Raw genomic sequence first — 19,024 nt, 5'->3', positions numbered from 1 at the left:
TCATTTAGCCTATGGCCGATGCAGACGTTCGTACGTCCCTTCCGCTCAAACAACGGTCATTCGTGGTTGCCTGCGTATATCGCACTTTTTTCGGACCGAGCGGTCATCGTTGGCTGTCGTCTCCTGCGCTTGGCGAATGACCTGCCTGGAGCAGGACGTAGCGATGAAGAAGATTGAAAATATCAGTCTGCCGCGCTGGCCACGCGTTGCTGTGGATCCTTCTATTTTCGGCGGTTCTCCTGCATCGACACGACCCAGAAGTTGCGGCGTGGTTTTCGGCAGGGAGTCGCCGCCCCTTTGTCGTCTGCATTGCAGCGTGCGCAATCCTGGCGGGTAGCAGAACGATTGTCGCTTTCATAACGCCAAAGTGTCTCTCGTACGAACGTTTATCTGAAGAAGCTCTGTCGCCATACTGTCGCCATGCCTGACGTTTGCGCGCCGACGGTTTTGGCCCGAGCGTGCTGAGCCAAGGCGTTTCTGAAACCTCTGATTGGCGGCATCTCATGCTCACAAGACAGGCGATTAACTCGGGCGAGTATCTCGACCATTTCGAGTCTCTGCCGAATCTTTGGAAGACGGAGCGCATCGAGCGCTCACTCGCCGAGACCATGAAGTCGAAGCCCGCGGAAGCGAACGACGTATGGATCTTCGCGTACGGCTCGCTCATGTGGAATCCGATGGTGCATTTCGACCGGAGGCAGGTCGCCACCTTGCACGGCTGGCACCGGAGTTTCTGTCTTCGCATGGATATAGGCCGTGCAAGCCCGGAGATGCCAGGGCGCATGCTTGGCCTCGAGTCCGGCGGTCATACGCACGGCGTAGCATTGAAGCTTTCTCCTCCGACGATGGAGCAAGAACTCGGGCTGGTATGGATTCGCGAAATGGTGTTGGGCTCATATAAGCCGACCTGGGCGCCTGTCACGCTGGACGACGCCACTGAAACGCATGCAATCGCGTTTGTCGCTGACACGAGCGGCGAACAGTACGCAATCGATTCCTGTGTATCCACCGTGGCACCACTCGTGGCAAAAGCCGCGGGCAAATTTGGAAGCAACGCGGAATACCTGTTCAAACTTCAGGCTGCGCTCGATGAATGCAGCTTGCATGACCCCTACATCGACGCGCTTGCCGACGAGGTTCAGCGCCTTTCCCTCTGCCGTTCCTGAATGACGCGCGCTGGCTCCAGTCGTCGGCTTCAGAATAGCGTAAAACGCAATGGATAAACTTCAGGCAATGCGGGTCTTCACCAAGGTAGTCGACGCCAACAGCTTCTCGGGTGCGGCCAATACCCTGAACATGACGCGTTCTTCGGTGACGACCATTATTCAAGGTCTTGAGGCCTACCTCAAAGTGCGTCTTCTTAACCGCACCACGCGGCGCATCAGCTTGACGCCGGACGGCGCGGCCTATTACGAACGTTGTTCGCGCATTCTCTCTGAAGTAGAGGACTCGGAGAACTCGCTTTCGGTATCCGCTCCTCCACGCGGCAAACTCAAAGTGGAGATGCCCGGTTCAATTGGACGTCTTGTGGTTGTGCCCGCGCTCGATAATTTTCACGCCCGCTACCCTGACATCGACCTCATGCTGGGTGTGGGCGACAAGGCTGCGGACCTGATTCAGGACAGCGTTGACTGCGCCATTCGCATGGGTCCTTTGCAAGACTCCACGCTCGTGGCGCGTCGAGTAGGCATGTCGGAATTTGTCACTGTGGCGAGCCCCGAATACTTGAAAAGAAGCGGGACGCCGAAAACATTGGCCGATCTCGACCAGCATAGTGCGGTCAATTACTTCTCCAGCCGTACGGGCCGACTCGTTGCGATGGACTTCGTCGTGGCTGGAAAGCCCGTTGAAGTGCCAATGCGCTCCAGACTGGCAGCAAACGATGGCGACGCTTACCTCCAATGCGGCTTGCAGGGCCTCGGTATCATCCAGGTGCCGCACTTTCTTGCATCTGCGCATCTGCAGTCCGGAGCGCTGGTCGAGGTGCTGGAAAAATGGCGCCCTATGCCATTCCCGATTTCGGCTCTTTATCCACAGAACCGCCATTTGTCGCCGCAAGTACGTGCATTCATCGACTGGGTGGCGGAGCGCTTCGAGCGGTGCCCGCTCCTGAGGGCCCGGCACGCGCTCCCGACCGAAATCGCCCATCGCGTGGCGCAAACGGAGGCGGCATACGCCTCGCTCCAAGGCATCGCTGCGGCACGCTTCCCCGCTCAACAGCTTGTGGATGCAGCAACGGTCCAATAGGACGCGATGCTGAAGCACCGTCAGGCGCCCCGTGTTTGATGCACTGAATTGTGCAACCGGCCACTCGTAGGACCTCGTTGAACTCGACTTGACGAGCGTGGGCCATCTTCGCTGAGCGCTTTCTATACATCGGAGCATGAGCCTCGTCGAATCCGTCCTGCACGCGTCCAGAGTGCTTACACAAACAAGCGGCTTATCAAAATAGCTCCAAGCGCATCAATTGTCGCTCTCGAAGCTACAAAGAAACCACTGCCGCCTACTTTATCGCCGGAAGCTCGAAGACCATACTCCCGTCAACGCATCACGACACCGAGCGCGCTAAAGCTGCGAGCTGGTGGTCGGCCCGGTCTGCAATTTCCCTGAATGACTTTTTTTATGAATGAGGAATGCTAATTATGTTCAGCCATCGAAAAAGCATCGCCGGTGCGCTTGGTGCACTGGTCGTGGTTGGCACCGTCGGCGGCATAGGCTTGAGTCATGACCGCGAGTCGTCGCCAGTGAGCGCAGCTCAGGCAGCCAATACCCCGCCGGCCGCTGCGCAAGTCGATGTTGCGACGGTTCTGTCGCAGTCGATTACCGACTGGCAGAGCTACTCTGGCCGCCTCGAAGCCGTCGACCACGTCAATGTGCGCCCACTGGTTGCCGGCGCCATTGTCGCGGTGCACTTCAAGGATGGCGCGCTGGTGAAGAAGGGCGACCCGCTCTTCACGATCGACCAGCGCCCGTACATCGCCGAAGTCGATCGCGCGGCGGCCCAACTGGCTGCTGCACAGGCGCGTGCCACCTACGCGTCGACCGATGCTGCGCGCGCCGACAGATTGCTGGCCGACAACGCCATCGCAAAACGCGACTACGACGAAAAGCGCAACGCCGCCCTCGAAGCCGCAGCAGGCGTCAAGGCCGCGAAGGCCGCACTCGAAGCCGCACAGGTGAATCTTGGCTATACCAACGTCACCGCGCCCGTGTCCGGTCGCGTATCGCGCGCGGAACTGACGGTGGGCAACGTGGTATCGACCGGACCGAACGCACCGCTTCTGACGACGCTCGTTTCCGTGTCACCGATCTACGTGTCGTTCGATGTTGACGAACAAACCTATCTGCAATACCTGGGGCGTGATCGCAGTACGTCGGTGCCCGTGTCGGTGGGTCTGGCGAACGAAGCGGGCTATTCCCGCAAAGGTACGATCACGTCGGTCGACAATCGGCTCGACACCTCGTCGGGCACCATCCGCGTTCGCGCAAGCATCGACAACACCGACGGCGCGCTGGTCCCCGGCCTGTACGCACGTGTGAAGGTCGGCGGCGGCGAAGCACATGCGGCCGTCCTGATCAGCGACGCAGCGGTCAGCACGGACCAGGCGAAAAAGTATGTGCTGGTCGTCGATGCTGTGGGCAAGGTGCAATACCGCGAAATCCAGTTGGGCAGCCTTCACGACAACCTGCGCGTCGTCACCTCGGGTCTGAAGCCTGGTGAGCGCATTGTCGTCGACGGCATCCAGCACGCACGTCCGAACGATACGGTGCGCGCCAACATGGTCGATATGACCGACGCCGCGAAGTCCGCCGCGTAGTTCACGACAGAGAAGCTCATCATGAACATCTCAAAGTATTTCATCGACCGGCCGATATTCGCGAGCGTGCTGTCGGTGGTCATCCTGCTCGCCGGCATCATCGCGCTCACGAAACTTCCCACGGCGGAGTACCCGGAAGTCGTGCCGCCATCGGTGGTGGTCCGCGCGCAATATCCGGGCGCGAACCCGAAAGTCATCGCCGAGACGGTGGCGTCACCGATTGAAGAGCAGATCAACGGCGTCGAAAACATGCTGTACATGCAGTCGCAGGCGAACAGCGACGGCGCCATGACGACGACGGTGACGTTCAAGCTCGGAACCGACCCTGACAAGGCCCAGCAGCTCGTGCAGAACCGCGTGTCCCAGGCATTGCCGCGTTTGCCCGAAGATGTACAGAGGCTCGGCGTTGTCACGGTCAAATCCTCGCCTACCCTCACGATGGGCGTGAACGTCGGCTCGCCGAATGGCCGCTATGACCTGACCTACCTGCGCAACTATGCGCTCATCAACATCAAGGATCGGCTTGCGCAGGTGTCGGGTGTGGGTGAAGTCGTGATGTGGGGCAGTGGCGACTACTCGATGCGGGTCTGGCTCGACCCGACCAAGGTCGCCAGCCACAACATGACGGCGACCGATGTTATCAAGGCCATTCGCGAGCAGAACGTCCAGGTTGCCGCCGGCATTGTCGGCGGCGCACCGATGACGACGAACGTGCCCTTGCAACTCAGCGTCAACGCGCAAGGACGATTGAAGACGGAAGAAGAGTTCCGCAACATCATCCTGAAGACGGGATCAGGCGGTGCCGTCACGCACCTGAGCGATGTAGCGCGGGTCGAGATGGGCGCGGCCGAATACGCGCTGCAGGCGAATCTCGATGGCAAGCCCGCTGTCCAGCTCATCATTTTCCAGCAGCCCAACGCCAATTCCCTGCAGATTTCAACGGACGTCCGCCGCATTACCGCGGAACTGCAGAAGGACATGCCGGATGGCGTCAAGGCCGAGATTGTCTACGACCCGACGCAGTTTGTCCGCGAAAGTATTGACGCCGTGATCCACACGCTGTTCGAAGCCATCATCCTCGTGGTGATCGTTGTCATTGCGTTCCTCCAGACCTGGCGCGCTTCGCTGATTCCGTTGATAGCCGTACCTGTGTCGATTGTCGGAACGTTCTCGTTGATGCTTGCCTTCGGCTTCTCCATCAACGCGTTGTCATTGTTCGGGATGGTGCTGGCGATCGGGATCGTCGTCGACGATGCGATCGTGGTGGTGGAAAACGTCGAGCGCAATATTGCGGCCGGTCTCACTCCGCTTGAGGCATCGTATGAAGCGATGCGCGAGGTCAGCGGGCCGATCATTGCGATTGCGCTCACGCTGGTGGCCGTATTCGTCCCGCTTGCGTTCATGTCGGGCCTGACGGGGCAGTTCTACAAGCAGTTCGCGATGACCATTGCGATCTCGACGGTCATCTCGGCATTCAATTCGCTGACCTTGTCACCCGCGCTGGCCGCCGTGCTGCTGAAAGACCACCACGCACCGAAGGACTGGCTGACGTGCGTCATCGATCGGATCCTGGGGCCGTTCTTCAGGGTATTCAACAAGGTCTTCAACCGTAGCTCCGAAGCGTACGGCAAGGGTATCGGCAGTGTCATCAACCGCAAGATGGCGATGATGGTCGTGTACGGCGTGCTGCTTGGCGCTACCGTTCTTCTCGGCAAGATCGTGCCCGGCGGTTTTGTGCCGGCGCAGGACAAGGACTATCTCGTCAGCATCGTGCAATTGCCGCCAGGCGCTTCGCTCGACCGCACGGCGAAGGTCGTGCACGAGATGGGCGAGATTGCGCGTCGCCAACCCGGTGTCGAGCACACGCCAGAGTTTCCTGGTCTCAACGTGACGGGCCTGATGAATTCGTCGAGCAGCGGCCTGGTGTTTCCGGTGATGAGTCCGTCGAAGCATCGCGGCAAAGACAAATCGGCTGCGAACATTGTCGGCAACCTGCAGAAGGAATATGGGGGCATCAAGGGCGCGACGATTGCAACGTTCCCGCCTCCGCCGGTCTCCGGGCTGGGCACCATCGGCGGCTTCAAGCTGCAGATCGAGGACCGTGGCGCGCTGGGTTATGAAGCGCTGAACAAGGCGGTCCAGGCATTCCTCGCTGCCGCGGCCAAAGCGCCCGAACTGGGTCCGTCGTTCTCGAGCTATCAGATCAACGTTCCGCAACTGAATGTTGAACTGGACCGCGAGAAAGCCAAGCAGCTGGGTGTCAGCGTGACGGATGTGTTCGACACAATGCAGATTTACCTCGGTTCGCTGTACGTGAACGACTTCAACAAGTTCGGCCGCGTGTATCAGGTTCGAGCCCAGGCTGATGCTCCATTCCGTGCGTCGGCACAAAGCATCCTCGAATTGAAGACGCGCAATGCCGCCGGCGACATGGTGCCGCTTTCAACGCTCGTGAAAGTCACGCCGACCTTCGGTCCGGAAACCGTGATCCGGTACAACGGCTTCCTTGCAGCCGATATCAACGGTGGTCCGGCGCCGGGTTATTCGTCGGGTCAGGCAATGGCTGCGGTCGAGCGGATTGCGGCTGAAACCTTGCCCCGGGGCATCAAGTTCGAGTGGACCGATTTGACGTATCAGCAGATCCTGGCCGGCAACGCCGCGCTGTGGGTGTTCCCGATCAGTGTGCTGCTGGTGTTCCTCGTGCTCGCCGCAATGTACGAAAGCCTGACATTGCCGCTCGCGATTCTGCTGATCGTGCCCATGAGCATTTTGTCCGCGTTGTTTGGCGTCTGGCTGACTCAAGGGGATAACAACATTTTCACGCAGATCGGCCTGATGGTGCTGGTGGGTCTATCGGCGAAGAACGCGATCCTGATTGTCGAATTCGCCCGTGAGCTCGAAATGCAAGGCCGCACGATTGTCCAGGCCGCCATCGAAGCTTCGCGTCTGCGGCTGCGTCCGATCCTGATGACGTCAATTGCTTTCGTCATGGGGGTCGTCCCGCTCGTGACATCGAGCGGTGCCGGTTCGGAGATGCGCCGCGCCATGGGCATTGCGGTGTTCTTCGGCATGTTGGGCGTCACGTTCTTCGGGCTGTTGCTGACGCCGGTGTTCTACGTCCTTCTGCGCAAGCTCGCCGGCGGCAAGCAGTTGAGGGACAAGCACGGCAACCATCGGTCCATTCACGGCCCAGACGATCACGGTTCCCACCATGCGCGCTCGGCCGGTTCACACGCTGCAACCGTGACGCTGTCACCGTCACCGAAGGTGCCGGAAACGACGCTGCAGGATTAAGGAGAACATCATGAAACGATTTCTATCGATTAAACGCGCTTTCACCGGTTCGGTCCTGCTCGGAGCATTGCTGGTGATCGCCGGATGCTCGCTGGCGCCGACGTATGAAGCGCCGTCCACTCCGACTACGGCTACCTTCAAGGAAGCACCGCAGACGTTGACTCAGGCAGAAGGCGGAACGTGGAAGACTGCACAGCCGTCCGAAGACATCGCCCGAGGCGAATGGTGGAAGGTATTCGATGACCCGCAACTCAACGACCTCGAACAGCGAGCGATGGACGCAAACCAGAACCTGAAGGCAGCGGCGGCGCGGGTGAAGCAAGCCCGAGCAATGAACCAGGCGGCGCGCGCGGGGCTGTTCCCATCGCTCGACGCGGGGTTTGGTCCGACGCGTCAACAAGCGTCCGCCGCGTCGCTCTTCGAACCCGATGGCGCGAACGTACCGCAGCAGACTTTCTGGCGTGCTCAGGCAAGCGCTTCGTATGAAGTCGACCTGTTCGGCCGGGTTTCGTCTACGGTCGACGCAGCGCGAGCCGACACGCAACGCAACGAGGCGTTGTATCGTTCGGTGCTGCTCGCGCTTCAGGCCGACGTCGCGCAAAACCATTTTGCGGTGCGCGAACTTGACGCGGAAATGCAAGTCATCGCACAGGCGGTTGAGTTGCGCGAACAGGCACTTAAACTCGTCAAACGCCGCTATACGGAAGGCGAAATCACTGAGCTGGATGTCTCCCGCGCCATGGCCGAACTGGCAACCGCGCAGTCCGACGCGATGACCGTGGAACGCTTGCGTGCGACTTCCGAACATAGCCTTGCGGTGCTGCTCGGAAGTGCTCCGGCGGAGTTCACCATGGCCCGTGACCCGCTCAAGCCCGTGGACGTGCGCATCCCGCCTGGATTGCCGTCATCGCTGCTCGAACGCCGTCCGGACATTGCGGCCGCGGAACGTGCGATGGCTGCAGCCAATGCCCGGATTGGTGTGGCGAAGGCTGCGTTCTTCCCTTCGATGACCCTGACGGGCACCGGCGGTTTCGAGTCGGCAACGCTTGGCGACCTCTTCAAGTGGAGCAGCCGTGCGTTCCTGCTCGGTCCTCTGGCGGGAACCGCGCTGAACCTTCCGATCTTCGATGGTGGACGCCGCAAGGGCAATCTCGCGAATGCCCAGGCCGTGTATGAAGAGGACGTGGCGGACTATCGCCACCAGGTGCTGGTAGCGTTTCGCGAAGTCGAAGACAACCTCTCGGATTTGCGTATTCTGGAAGCGCAGACCGCGACGCAGAACGACGCGGTCAACGCATCGCAGCGTGCTGCCGATCTGTCCCGCGTGCAATACGACGAAGGCGCGGTGAACTATCTGGACGTCATCGACGCTCAACGAACGGTATTGCAATCCCGCCGCGCTGCGATCCAGCTGCAGGGCGCGCGGGCCGCCTCCACGGTGAATCTGATTCGTGCGCTCGGAGGCGGATGGGGCGAGGTTGAACCGCCTCCGGCTCAACTGGCTGCGGCCACGATGACGCCTGCTTTATCTGCACCGGTGTTGCCTACGCAGAAGTAGTCGAAGGCGGTTTGATTGGCTTTGAAGCGGGCCCATCAGAGAACAGGATGGGCCTTCTTGTTTTCTGTTCTGAAGCGGTGCAACGCAACGAGCTTTGACTAGTCAGAAGTTTTCTGAAGCGTTTCGGCCAGATGATTGACCACGGCTCGAGTCTTAGCGGCCATTTTCTGACCCAGCGAAATAATGGCATGGACCGGCGGCCCATCGGTGTCGGTGTCCGGCAGCAGATGAACCAGTCCTCCCGTGCGCACATAGGGAAGCGCTACGCGGTCAAGAATCTGGGCGATGCCGAAGCCCGCAACCGCGGCCTCGACCAGTGCCTGACCGTCGGCGAGGACGAGTACCGGCGACGGCGACACGTCGCGAACATGGTTGCTGTCCTGCACCGTCCACGCTCGCAAACGACCGGTGGGGCCCCGGAAAACTATCGCGTCATGCTCTGTCAGGTCGGCGAGGGACTTCACCTTGCCGCGCCGCTCGAGGTAATCGGGCGACGCATACAGGCCGAGGCGCAGGTCACACAGCTTGCGCACCGTCAGCTCACTGTCCTGAGGCAGCGTGCCGATCCTCACAACGACGTCCCAGCCTTCCCCAACTGGATCTGACATCCGGTCGGTCAGCGCCACCTCGAGCGTGAGTTTCGGATACCGCTCGCGTAGCGCGATAAAGCTGGGTAAGAGCAGACGCCCAAACCCCGCCGGTAAATCGATCTTCACCCGCCCGACGGGTTCCGAGCGCCTTGCGGCAAGCTGCTGTTCGGCCTCGCGCAGTCCATTGAGCGCGTCCTGGGCGGCAACCAGATAGGTTTCCCCATCCTCGGTAAGCCGCACCGCGCGTGTGGTGCGTTGAAAGAGCTTCGTGCCGAGCCGCATCTCCAGTCGTTGCACAGCCTTGCCGACGTTGGACTTGCTGCTTCCGAGGTCCTCGGCAGCACGAGTGAAACTCCCGGTCTGGGCGACTGCTACGAATACTACAATCTCAGCCATCGGTGCATCGACGCGTTCATTCATCTCTCTACCCGTTCGGCAAATTGTGAAGACGACCCGCTATCAGCAGTGCACAGCCTACATCGGAAAAGCGCTGACCGACGTGGAACCCTGCGCGGACGCCCTGCAGACATGGCAAAAAGCCGTCTCACCGGAGACGGCCCATTGATCAGTTCGATTTCAAATCCCGTCAGGCAATCATCTCCTCGGCGACAGCTTTCTCTTCCTCATGTTTCTTGTCTGCCGCCACGCCCGGTTCATCGTCCTGCGGCGGCATTTTGCTCAGAAACGCAAACGTAGCAAGGGCCGATAGCAGCGTAATGACGATCAGCACATGCAAGAGGCTCGTGAACGCGTCAGCGTAGCTCATCGAGAGCGCATGCCGGCTGAGTGCGGGCAGCGCAGCGGCTGCGTGCACCATGTCACCGGCGGTCATGCGCTGCGCGGCTTCGGAGATCCGTGCGTGGATCTCCGCCGATGTATCGGGGACGACGCGGGCAAGACTCGTATGGACGAGTGCAGCGAGGATAGCGGTTGCGATAGCGAGTGCAATACCTTCGCCGGCAACCCGCGTCGTGCTGAAAATGCCTGACGCCATGCCGGCGCGTTCCTTCGGCACCACGCCCACTGACAGTCCGTCCATCAATCCCCATGGCATGCCCGCGCCGATGCCGATCACGAGCATCGGCATCACGAGCGCTCTTCCGCTTGCGCTGAAGTCCGCGAGGCTCAGCCAGTAAAGGCCGATGGCCGCGATGAGGAAGCCGATGCCCGACAGCACACCGGCAGACAGCCAGCGCGTCAATGACGCAACCAGCATGGGAACGACAAGCATCGGCGCGGACAGCGCAATCATGAGCAAGCCGGCATGCATTTCATCGAGACCTTCCGCGCCGATAAAGCGCAAAGGCAGCAGCACGATAAGCACGATATAGCAGTAGCAGGTGCCGACCGGGAGAATTTGCACGCCCACGAAGCGAGGGTAGCGGAACAAACTCAGGTCGAGCATCGGACGATTCACATGCGTCTCGACCACCACGAAGGCGACCAGCATGACGGCCGACAATACCAGGAGAGTCACGACGAGCGGACTGCCCCAGCCATCCTCTGGCGCCTGCATCACGCCAACGGTAAACAGCGCGAGCGTCGCCGTGAACGTGATGGTGCCGGGGTAGTCGAGACCGGTCGCGCCCGGGTCACGCGTTTCCCGCATGCGTGGCACGCCAAAGACGAAAGCCACCGCGCCGATGACGGCAATGACGACGAAAATCGAGCGCCATCCGAAGTGCTCGATGAGCGCGCCGGCCATCAGCGGACCGAACGCAAGGCCGATGCCGAAGCTCGTGCCGAGCATGCTGAATGCTCGTGTGCGTGCATGGCCGTCGAACTCTTGCGCGAGCGATGCGGCGCCACTCGACAGCGACGCTGCGGCGGCGATGCCTTGTATTCCCCGGAGGATATCCAGCCATAACGTTGATGGCGCAAGGCTCATGGCGAACGAAGTGACAATGAATCCGCCGAGTCCAAGGACAAAGAGGCGTTTGCGGCCGAACTGGTCGGCTAGCGCACCGGCAGCCATCAGCAGGCTGCCGAAACTGAGCATGAAGGCGTTGGTGACCCACGTGAGCATTGCAGGGCGGCCGCCAAGTTCACGGCCGATTGCTGGAGTCGCGACTGCGCCTCCGGAAAATGCGAGAGGAAGTACCAGCGCGGACAGACAAACCGCCGCAAGAATGAGCAGCTTGGTTCGGTCAGCGCCATGTGGCGTTTGAGGATTCATGTGTGGGCCTGTCGGCAAGCGTTGAACAGCCGCGATAAACCAGAGCGTCGCGCTCTTTCAACGGGCTGTAGAAGCGCGCAATTTTGAAGACTGCAGCGAAATCGATAAATGGCGCATCGGTGTTCAGAGCGTCTCCCTGAAAGCGACAATTGTTTTTGCCGCGATCCCGGCGGAGAGACGTGCTTCTCCACGCGCGCACAGATTGTCGCCGCGAGAATGACAGAGTGACTCCTGCACCGGTGTTTATCGCGAGGGCGAATCTCGCAATACTTCATCCCAACGGTGTGCGTCTTCAACGGTGTGCCTCTTATTTCCCGCTCCCGGCTAGCCGCCGCCCACCAGTCATCCACTCGACGTTCACTCAACTGAAAGGCGCTCCAATGAAACTCTACATTGCTCAAGCGACATGTTCTCTGGCGGTCCAGGCCGTAGCCAACGAATTAGGCTTGTCTCCTGAACTTGTTCACTACGACGTATTCGGCAAGACCACGAGCGACAACACGCGCTTCGCGAACGTCAATCCGCTCGCCTACGTGCCGGTCCTCGAGCTCGATAACGCGGATAAGGAACGGATGACCGAGACCATCGTCATTTCGTCGTATCTCGCCGATCAACACCCCGAGCGCGGACTGATTCCAGCTCATGGCACGCTTGCGCGCGTCAGGCTGGACCAGCTGTTGACATTTATCGCAACCGAGATCGCGCAGAAGCACATTCCGCTGATGCGCAAACTCATGACCGCTGAAGGGGTGGCGTTCACGAGCAACAAACTGCTCACCGCTTACGCTGCTCTCGATGCGCGTTTGGCCGACGGCCGCTCGTATCTCACTGGCGAGCAATTCACGGTCGCGGACGCGTATGTCTGGGCCACGATGTGGCACGAACGGTCAGGCGTGAAGCTCGACCACCTTAAGCACTTGATGGCTTTCGTCGCACGCGTCGAAGCACGGCCATCGGCACAGAAAGCGCTCAAGGACGAAGCCGATGTAGTTCGCCGGCACAAGGAGCAATTGGCGGCCTGAGCGTTCGGACGATTGTGTTCAGCATCGCCATAGCCATAGCCATCGCCGATGGAACGCTGTGTCGCACGATGGCGGACACGCCAAAGCAATGTCTAAAGCCGCGATGTCGATATTGAAGCGGCGCCATGAGTATCAACTGACCGCGCGCTTCACGGTCGAAACGAAGCGCGCTTATCCGGGAGGGGTTTACTGATGAAAGAGACTCACACAACCGACACGTCGCCGGGCGCGAACCTGAGGCCGCTCAGCGCAGGCCGAACCGCTGGACTCTTCCAGCCGTTGAAGGTGGGTGCGCTGGAGTTGAAGAATCGGGTCGTCATGTCGCCGATGACCCGCACGATGGCCGAACACGGCGTTCCCACCGACGACAACGCCAATTACTACCGCAAGCGCGCGGCGGGCGGCGCGGGACTCATCATCACAGAGGGCGCGTGGGTGCCACATGATGCAGCCGCCAACGAAGCCGACGTTCCGCGCATGTACGGCGTTCAGCCGCTCGCAGGCTGGAGGAAGGTCGTCGACGCGGTGCATGCCGAAGGCACGCCGATCCTGGCTCAGCTATGGCACGTAGGGCAGATGAAACAGCACATGGTTGATGGTTTGTACGCAGCGAAGGGCGACGATTATCGGCCACCGCGTCGCGTCGGGCCGTCGGGACTTTTTGGCGGTATAGGTAAGCCGACAACTCAGGACGGCGAGCCTGCCCTGCCGGCAGACCTGGATTCGATCGTCGAGGCGTACGGAAAGGCCGCCATCAACGCAAAGATGGTCGGCTTCGACGGCGTCGAACTGCATGCGGCTCATGGATATCTGCTCGACCAGTTCTTCTGGCCCGGCACTAACAAGCGCCAAGACCAGTACGGCGGTTCCTTACGCAATCGCGCGCGACTGGCCGCCGACGCCATTGCGGAAATCCGTCGCATGACGGGTCCGGACTTCGCGATTTCGCTACGCATCTCGCAATGGAAAGTGCAGGACTTTACAGCCAGGAATTTCGACACGCCGGCGGAACTCGAAGCGTTCACGCGCATCATGACGGATGCGGGCGTTGACGTGTTTCATTGCTCGACACGCCGTTATTGGGAAAACGAGTTCGGGTCGGATTACAACCTTGCAGCATGGACCAAGAAGGTCTCGGGCAAACCGACGATCACAGTGGGTTCCATCGGGATGACGGGAGAGCACATCGACACCCTGATGGGCGGCGGCAGCAACGCCGCGTCACTGGACCGCTTGCTCGAACTGTTCGGCCGCGGCGACTTCGACCTGATTGCCGTCGGTCGCGGCATGCTCGTCAATCCTGACTGGGCTAACAAGGTCCGCGATGGTCGTATCGATCAGTTGAACGACTGGGACCCGAACGTTCTGAAGGCCCTCGTATAGTAGAGAGACCGCGTCAGGTTCCTGATTGATGCCGGACTACCAAAAGCGGCCATTCCGTGAGCCGCGAACGGATCTGCCTGCAGGCGGCCGAAGCGTGACTCCCGCCGCAGCGCAATGCAGAGGATCGGGAATGTGACGTAAAACACTTCCTCCACCGACGACGACCATAGAACGCCCAAAGGGTAGTTGACTCACCCGTGCCAGTTCATCAGGACGTTCAGCCAGAATGTTAAAGCCGCGGCGTTCACCAGCCAGAAGGAGATTGGTGCCTTGGACCCCGCGTGGTTCTGGAAAATCCCTACGCCGCAGACCGCGAGCAGGTTGACCAAAGCGATCACGAGGAGGAAGCATGGAACAATCCGGACGATTAACAAGCGATAGAACGTGCGCACGTTGATGGCACCCAATTCAGCCCAGCGACGAACGGTGTTCAATGTAATCAGGTGCGCGCAGCGTGATTTCGACGAAATGAAATCGCAATACCAGGACGGCACACGTGTATAAGAAACGCAATAGAGTGCACATCATCCAACTTCCGCTGAGCAGTCCGCGACGAGCGCATGCATAGGGCCTCCGCCGATCCGCTAAAGCTAATAAAGGGGATCCCAAGATGACGAAGCTTTCAACGATGAAACGCCGGACGGGTCTCATTGCAACGCGGTCGGTCGTGCTGGCAGTTGTGCTGGCCATCGGCGCCGCTCTATCCGTTTCCGCGTTCGCGCAGACCCAAGGCGCGAACCTCCCGCCACCGACCGCAACACAGTCTGCTTCACAACCCACAAAGCAGGCAGGCGAATCCATGGTGAAGGCATTTGCGCCGACCGGCACGCTGCGCGCTTCTATCAACCTCGGGAATCCGGTGCTGGCGAGCATCGATCCATCAAGCGGCAAGGCGGTCGGCGTATCGGTCGATCTCGCCACCGAACTTGCCCGGCGTCTCGGTGTGCCGCTGCAACTGGTTGTGGTCAAGTCAGCGGGCGCGTCCGTGGATAACGTAGGTCAGGACAAGGCCGACGTCGGCTTCTTCGCCGTCGATCCGAAGCGCGGGCATGAGATCAGTTTCACGAAACCGTATGTGTTGATTGAAGGCTTTTACCTGGTGCACGACACGTCGCCGATTACCACCAACGATCAGGTCGATCAACCGGGCGTGACTGTCGCCGTTGGCAAAGACAGCGCGTACGATCTTTTCCTCACGCGCGAATTGCATCACGCGAAGATCGTGCGGATTCCAACGTCCCCGGCAGTGGTGAAAAGTTTTCTGGATCAGCATCTGGACGTGGCGGCAGGCGTCAAGCAACAGCTCGAAAGAGATGCCGCGAAGGCAGGCGGATTGCGGATTCTCGATCAACGTTTCATGGTGATCCGTCAGGCAATGGGTGTGCCAAAAGCGAAGGGCGATGAAGCGGCCGCATACCTGTCGGCGTTCGTTGAAGACATGAAAGCATCGGGCTTTGTCGCCGCATCCCTGGAGCGTCATCAAATCGCGGGCGCGGTCGTTGCGAAAGACAACGATTAGCAAGCCGTGGGTGCACCTCATAGCTGCAGTGAGACCGAACTGGAACATTCCGCGTTAGACACACACAGCCCTTCCAATACAAAAAAGAAAAGCCGCGCTCGTTTCCGAGCGCGGCTTTTCTGACAAGGGCTTAACTGAACAACATTACCCAGACAACTGCTCACACACAGCGCTTACCAGCTATATCGGTATCCAACCTGACCGAACACTCCTTGACGATAGTCGCCGCCAATATTCCGGGAGTACTTGACGTTGGCATACATCTCCGACGACTTGCTCATGCTCGTGGTGACACCCACGCCGACTTCATACCAGGTCTTGGAGAGACCGCTGTTGAACGCCGCGCCATCCACCGCCGTGTTGCCCGGGTTCAGGAAGTCGTGCAGCACGTCGGCGGTGAAGTAGGGCGTTGCTGTTCCCGTCTTCGTGTCGTTGGTCAGGTTCGCCTTGAAGATCCGGAAGCCGACCCGTCCGCGCAACGCGTTGCTCGACGTGCTCGATACCGGCGAGATGCCGTCGTCGAAACCGTTCAGATGCAGGTACTGGTACATCAACTGGGCTTGCGGTTCGATGGCAATCGTCGTCGATCCGATCAGCAACGGCTTGCCCACTTCACCGGACAGGCCCGTGCCAACGCCGTTCTGCGAAGCGCCGCCACCGTACACATCGCCGTAGTTGTTGTGATAGTGGGTGAGTTGAGCCACGGCGTCGAAGTAGCTGCCGTCTTTCAAGTATTTGGTCCAGTAGCCGCCGAGCGATTGCGCCTGCGTTTCGACTGAGCCGGTAGCGGAAGTCAGCGCCGGATTGAGGCTGCGTGCGCTGTCTTCGAACGTTGCGGAAGACGAGCCGATGGTCACCGTGACGCCCGCATGCGTGCTGCCACCGGCCGGGTTGGTCGAGAGCGTCCAGTCCTTGCCGAACTCCGCAAAGAATGTGCGTTCATCGGCGGAGAAACGATCGCCGGAGTTGGCGTTCAGGCTCTGGCCGCCAATACGTCCCCACACGCCGTTGCCATACGTTCCCTGCGCGTTCTCGAGACTCGCAACATCGCCCACACGTTCATGCAGCCTGTTCAGGATCGAGAAACCGTAGTCGAGGTTGAGCGATGGTGTCATCGTGTAGCCGACTACAGCCGGGCGATACGCAATGACCGAAGGCTGCCCAGCAGGCGTGGAGTTCGGCGTGCCCGCGGACACGATCGGCGTCACCGGCGTAACGACCGCGCCAGGGTTGGTCGGCGTGGTTGGTGCCGTCGGTGTAACGGGCGGCGTGACCGGCGTGACCGGCGTATCGGGCGTCACCGGAGTCACCGGAGCCACAGGAGCCACCGGAGTGACAGGCGTCACCGGTACGCTCTCAAGCGCAGAGCGCAAGTAGAAGTCGTTGGGACGACCCGAACCACCTTGATACAGCAGATACTGGTATGCCCCGGCCTGAACCGGCGCAATCATATGGAAGGTACTGGAAGCCGCGGTGCCGTTCACCTGGACGAGCTTGATGCCATCGCCTACCGTCAGCGCGCCCAGCCCGCTCGGGCGCACCGTCACGGTCGTGCTGCCGCTCGCGTTGCCACCAATGACCAGTTGGTCGGTGAACTGGTTGGACGCCGCGCCGCCCGCGTTCATCACGGTGTTCACGATCAACTGAGCGTTATTGCCGACGTAGTTGCCGCTCACATTCAGTACGTTACCCGTCGTGCCCGATGCAGCCGCCAGGTTGATCGTGGCGTTATTGGTGAGATCGCCGCGGATCGCAAAGGTGCCGGTAGTCGATGCAGAAAAAGCCGGCAACGCGTTCGCCGCTGCGATCGTTCCCGCGTTCGTCACCGAGCCGAGCACGGTTCCGAAACCGCCAAGCGTGGCGCCGGCGGCAACCGTCGTCGTGCCCGTACCAATGCTTGCCAAATTGTGTTGTGCGTCGCCGACTGCAAGGGTGCCCGCCAGCACGTTCGTGTCGCCGTAGGTGCTCACGCCGTTCATCCTGAGCACGCCGCTGCCGAGCTTTGTCAACGAGCCGGTACCGGTCACCGCCTGCGAGAGCGTCGACGAATATTGCTGCGTGTCGATCGTCCCGCCGTTCGCACCAATGGAGATTGCACGGGTCGCAGCGAGGTCGAGGTCATTGTTCAACTGCAGCGTGCCGCCGTTGAACGTGACGCCGCCATTGGTCGCGCCCAGTGCGTTATCGGCTGCGATATTCAGCGTGCCCTGCGTGATCAGCGTGCCGCCCGAATACGTGTTGCCGCCGGTCGCAGCGGGCGCGAGGAACAACGTGCCCGCACCGGTTTTTTCGATCGAGCCCGTGCCGCTCAACAAGCCCGCGTAGGTGCCGTCATCGGTTTGCGCGAAGCGGACCAGGCCGTTGTCCGTAATGGCGGCCGGCAGGCTCTGCGCACGCGCTTGAAGCGTACCCGCGGCATCGACAAGCATCTGGCCCGTGTACGTGCTGTTATCGCCGGTCAGGATCAGCGTGCCGCCTGCCACTTCAGCGCTTTGCACGCCCGGCAGGATGCCGTTGACGGTCCATGTACCCGTGTCGGTCTTGATGAGCGTCTGGAAGTTGACGATGTTGCCAGTCAGCGTATCTGTACCGAGCCCGCTCAGGAACAACTGGTTGTTGCCCGCGCCGCCGTCGATCGTGCCCGTCACCGACGAGCCGGTGTAGATGCGCATGATGTCGTCGCCACCCGAGAATACGATGTCGCCGATCACCTTGCCCTTGTTGGTGAAATCGACAGGCGCGTCGCCGCTCGATCCGATCACGCTGCCGGGCGACTGGATCACGCCGGTTTCATTGTTGATGACCGTGTTGCCGCCGACCTTGTTCTGGAACCAGATAGCGCCGGCGTTGATTGCCTGGATCAGGCCGTTGTTGACAATGACGTTACCCTGGCCTTGAATGTTGACGGCCTCGGCAATGTCCTGCGTGCCGTTGGACAACACTTTGCCGCCGGCTTGCACGGTCAGTATGCCGTTGTCCTGAAACTCGATGGTGTTGGCGCCGGTGCCATAGTTGCCGTGTGAATTCACGGCGTAGTTGCTGACCGTGCCGCCTGACTGAACCGTGATGTTGGCGTTGTTAGCGAGGCTGATTGCCGATGCATCGCCCGTGGTAATCATCGCACCGTTCTGGACAATGACCGTCTGATTGTCGTTGCCCGCGACATAGCCGGTGCCGATGGGTGTGGCCCAAGGGTTCGGCGAGGTTGAATTGCAAACCGTATCGAGGCCGTTCACAGCACACGCTGCCGCCGCCGCAATAGGACTCAGGAGAAAAGGTATCAGCAGCAGTGATGGTGCAAGCGAGATCGCTCGCGAACGAACTTGATGAGTCATGAACCGCCCCGGTGTTTGTTATCTGTAAAAGCGGGCGGAATTTAACAAGCGGGCTTTCCGGCGAATGTGGCTAGCCGAACGAACGAGCTCGGAAACCTTACCGAGTAATACCCGCTTTGTGCAGCACCGCGCTTTAAACAGCAGAAAGGGCTTGGGTATTTGTCAATTGTTGTTATTTCGACGAGAAGTCATTGAGTGATGTGATGCTTGGTCGTTAGCGAAGGGAAGGGCACGCTCAAGCCTTGATTGTCAGGTTCCCTGGTCGCTCGTTCGCGCACGTTAATAACAGAACAGGCTCATGCGTTATGAGCGCTGCCGAACACGCAGCC

General features: G+C 60.2%; 11 protein-coding genes and 1 pseudogene. 8 read left to right on the top strand and 4 right to left on the bottom strand.

What is annotated here, in order from left to right:
• Positions 1 to 503: 503 nt before the first annotated feature.
• The 5 genes from SBC1_RS21900 to SBC1_RS21880 all read left to right on the top strand — a co-directional run bounded on the left by SBC1_RS21900 (position 504) and on the right by SBC1_RS21880 (position 8,670).
• Positions 504 to 1,166 (top strand): gamma-glutamylcyclotransferase, encoded by a 663-nt coding sequence (locus SBC1_RS21900; protein ID WP_165096378.1) that lies wholly within the window; start codon positions 504 to 506, stop codon positions 1,164 to 1,166.
• 49 nt (positions 1,167 to 1,215) lie between these two features.
• Positions 1,216 to 2,247 (top strand): LysR family transcriptional regulator, encoded by a 1,032-nt coding sequence (locus SBC1_RS21895; RefSeq protein WP_165096382.1) that lies wholly within the window; start codon positions 1,216 to 1,218, stop codon positions 2,245 to 2,247.
• A 395-nt stretch (positions 2,248 to 2,642) separates the two neighbouring features.
• Positions 2,643 to 3,818 carry an efflux RND transporter periplasmic adaptor subunit gene (locus tag SBC1_RS21890; RefSeq protein WP_165989010.1) on the top strand — a complete coding sequence of 392 codons (1,176 nt, stop codon included), beginning with the start codon at positions 2,643 to 2,645 and terminating at the stop codon, positions 3,816 to 3,818.
• A gap of 21 nt (positions 3,819 to 3,839) precedes the next feature.
• The gene (locus SBC1_RS21885; protein WP_165096389.1) at positions 3,840 to 7,112 is read left to right on the top strand and encodes an efflux RND transporter permease subunit; all 3,273 of its coding nucleotides are present in this window, start codon (positions 3,840 to 3,842) and stop codon (positions 7,110 to 7,112) included.
• Positions 7,113 to 7,122: 10 nt separating this feature from the next.
• Positions 7,123 to 8,670: an efflux transporter outer membrane subunit gene (locus SBC1_RS21880; RefSeq protein ID WP_165096393.1), complete on the top strand. Its 1,548-nt coding sequence runs from the start codon at positions 7,123 to 7,125 to the stop codon at positions 8,668 to 8,670.
• 98 nt (positions 8,671 to 8,768) lie between these two features.
• Here the strand turns inward: SBC1_RS21880 and SBC1_RS21875 are convergent, their stop codons facing one another.
• Together SBC1_RS21875 and SBC1_RS21870 are read right to left on the bottom strand one after the other, a co-directional pair.
• Positions 8,769 to 9,680 carry a LysR family transcriptional regulator gene (locus SBC1_RS21875; RefSeq protein WP_165096396.1) on the bottom strand — a complete coding sequence of 304 codons (912 nt, stop codon included), beginning with the start codon at positions 9,678 to 9,680 and terminating at the stop codon, positions 8,769 to 8,771.
• Between the two features lie 166 nt (positions 9,681 to 9,846).
• Positions 9,847 to 11,436, bottom strand: coding sequence for an MFS transporter (locus tag SBC1_RS21870; protein ID WP_165096400.1), 1,590 nt, complete (start codon positions 11,434 to 11,436; stop codon positions 9,847 to 9,849).
• 380 nt (positions 11,437 to 11,816) lie between these two features.
• On the opposite strand from SBC1_RS21870, the gene SBC1_RS21865 reads away from it, so the two are divergent.
• Together SBC1_RS21865 and SBC1_RS21860 are read left to right on the top strand one after the other, a co-directional pair.
• Positions 11,817 to 12,458: a glutathione S-transferase family protein gene (locus SBC1_RS21865; protein ID WP_165096403.1), complete on the top strand. Its 642-nt coding sequence runs from the start codon at positions 11,817 to 11,819 to the stop codon at positions 12,456 to 12,458.
• Positions 12,459 to 12,650: 192 nt separating this feature from the next.
• Positions 12,651 to 13,841 (top strand): NADH:flavin oxidoreductase, encoded by a 1,191-nt coding sequence (locus SBC1_RS21860; RefSeq protein WP_165096406.1) that lies wholly within the window; start codon positions 12,651 to 12,653, stop codon positions 13,839 to 13,841.
• A gap of 92 nt (positions 13,842 to 13,933) precedes the next feature.
• Here SBC1_RS21860 and SBC1_RS21855 read toward each other — a convergent pair.
• Positions 13,934 to 14,287: pseudogene (locus SBC1_RS21855) on the bottom strand (acyltransferase); the annotation flags it as partial.
• Positions 14,288 to 14,640: 353 nt separating this feature from the next.
• Between SBC1_RS21855 and SBC1_RS21850 the strand changes: the two are divergent.
• Entirely contained in the window at positions 14,641 to 15,360 is a 720-nt protein-coding gene (locus SBC1_RS21850; protein ID WP_241202261.1) for an ABC transporter substrate-binding protein, read from the top strand.
• A 173-nt stretch (positions 15,361 to 15,533) separates the two neighbouring features.
• Here the strand turns inward: SBC1_RS21850 and SBC1_RS21845 are convergent, their stop codons facing one another.
• Entirely contained in the window at positions 15,534 to 18,695 is a 3,162-nt protein-coding gene (locus SBC1_RS21845) for an autotransporter outer membrane beta-barrel domain-containing protein (RefSeq protein WP_165096415.1), read from the bottom strand.
• Positions 18,696 to 19,024: the final 329 nt, after the last annotated feature.

The organism is Caballeronia sp. SBC1 (assembly GCF_011493005.1).
Classification (GTDB): domain Bacteria; phylum Pseudomonadota; class Gammaproteobacteria; order Burkholderiales; family Burkholderiaceae; genus Caballeronia.
The sequence above is the reverse complement of the archived record's forward strand: the minus strand, read 5'-3'. Positions and strand labels throughout refer to the sequence as shown.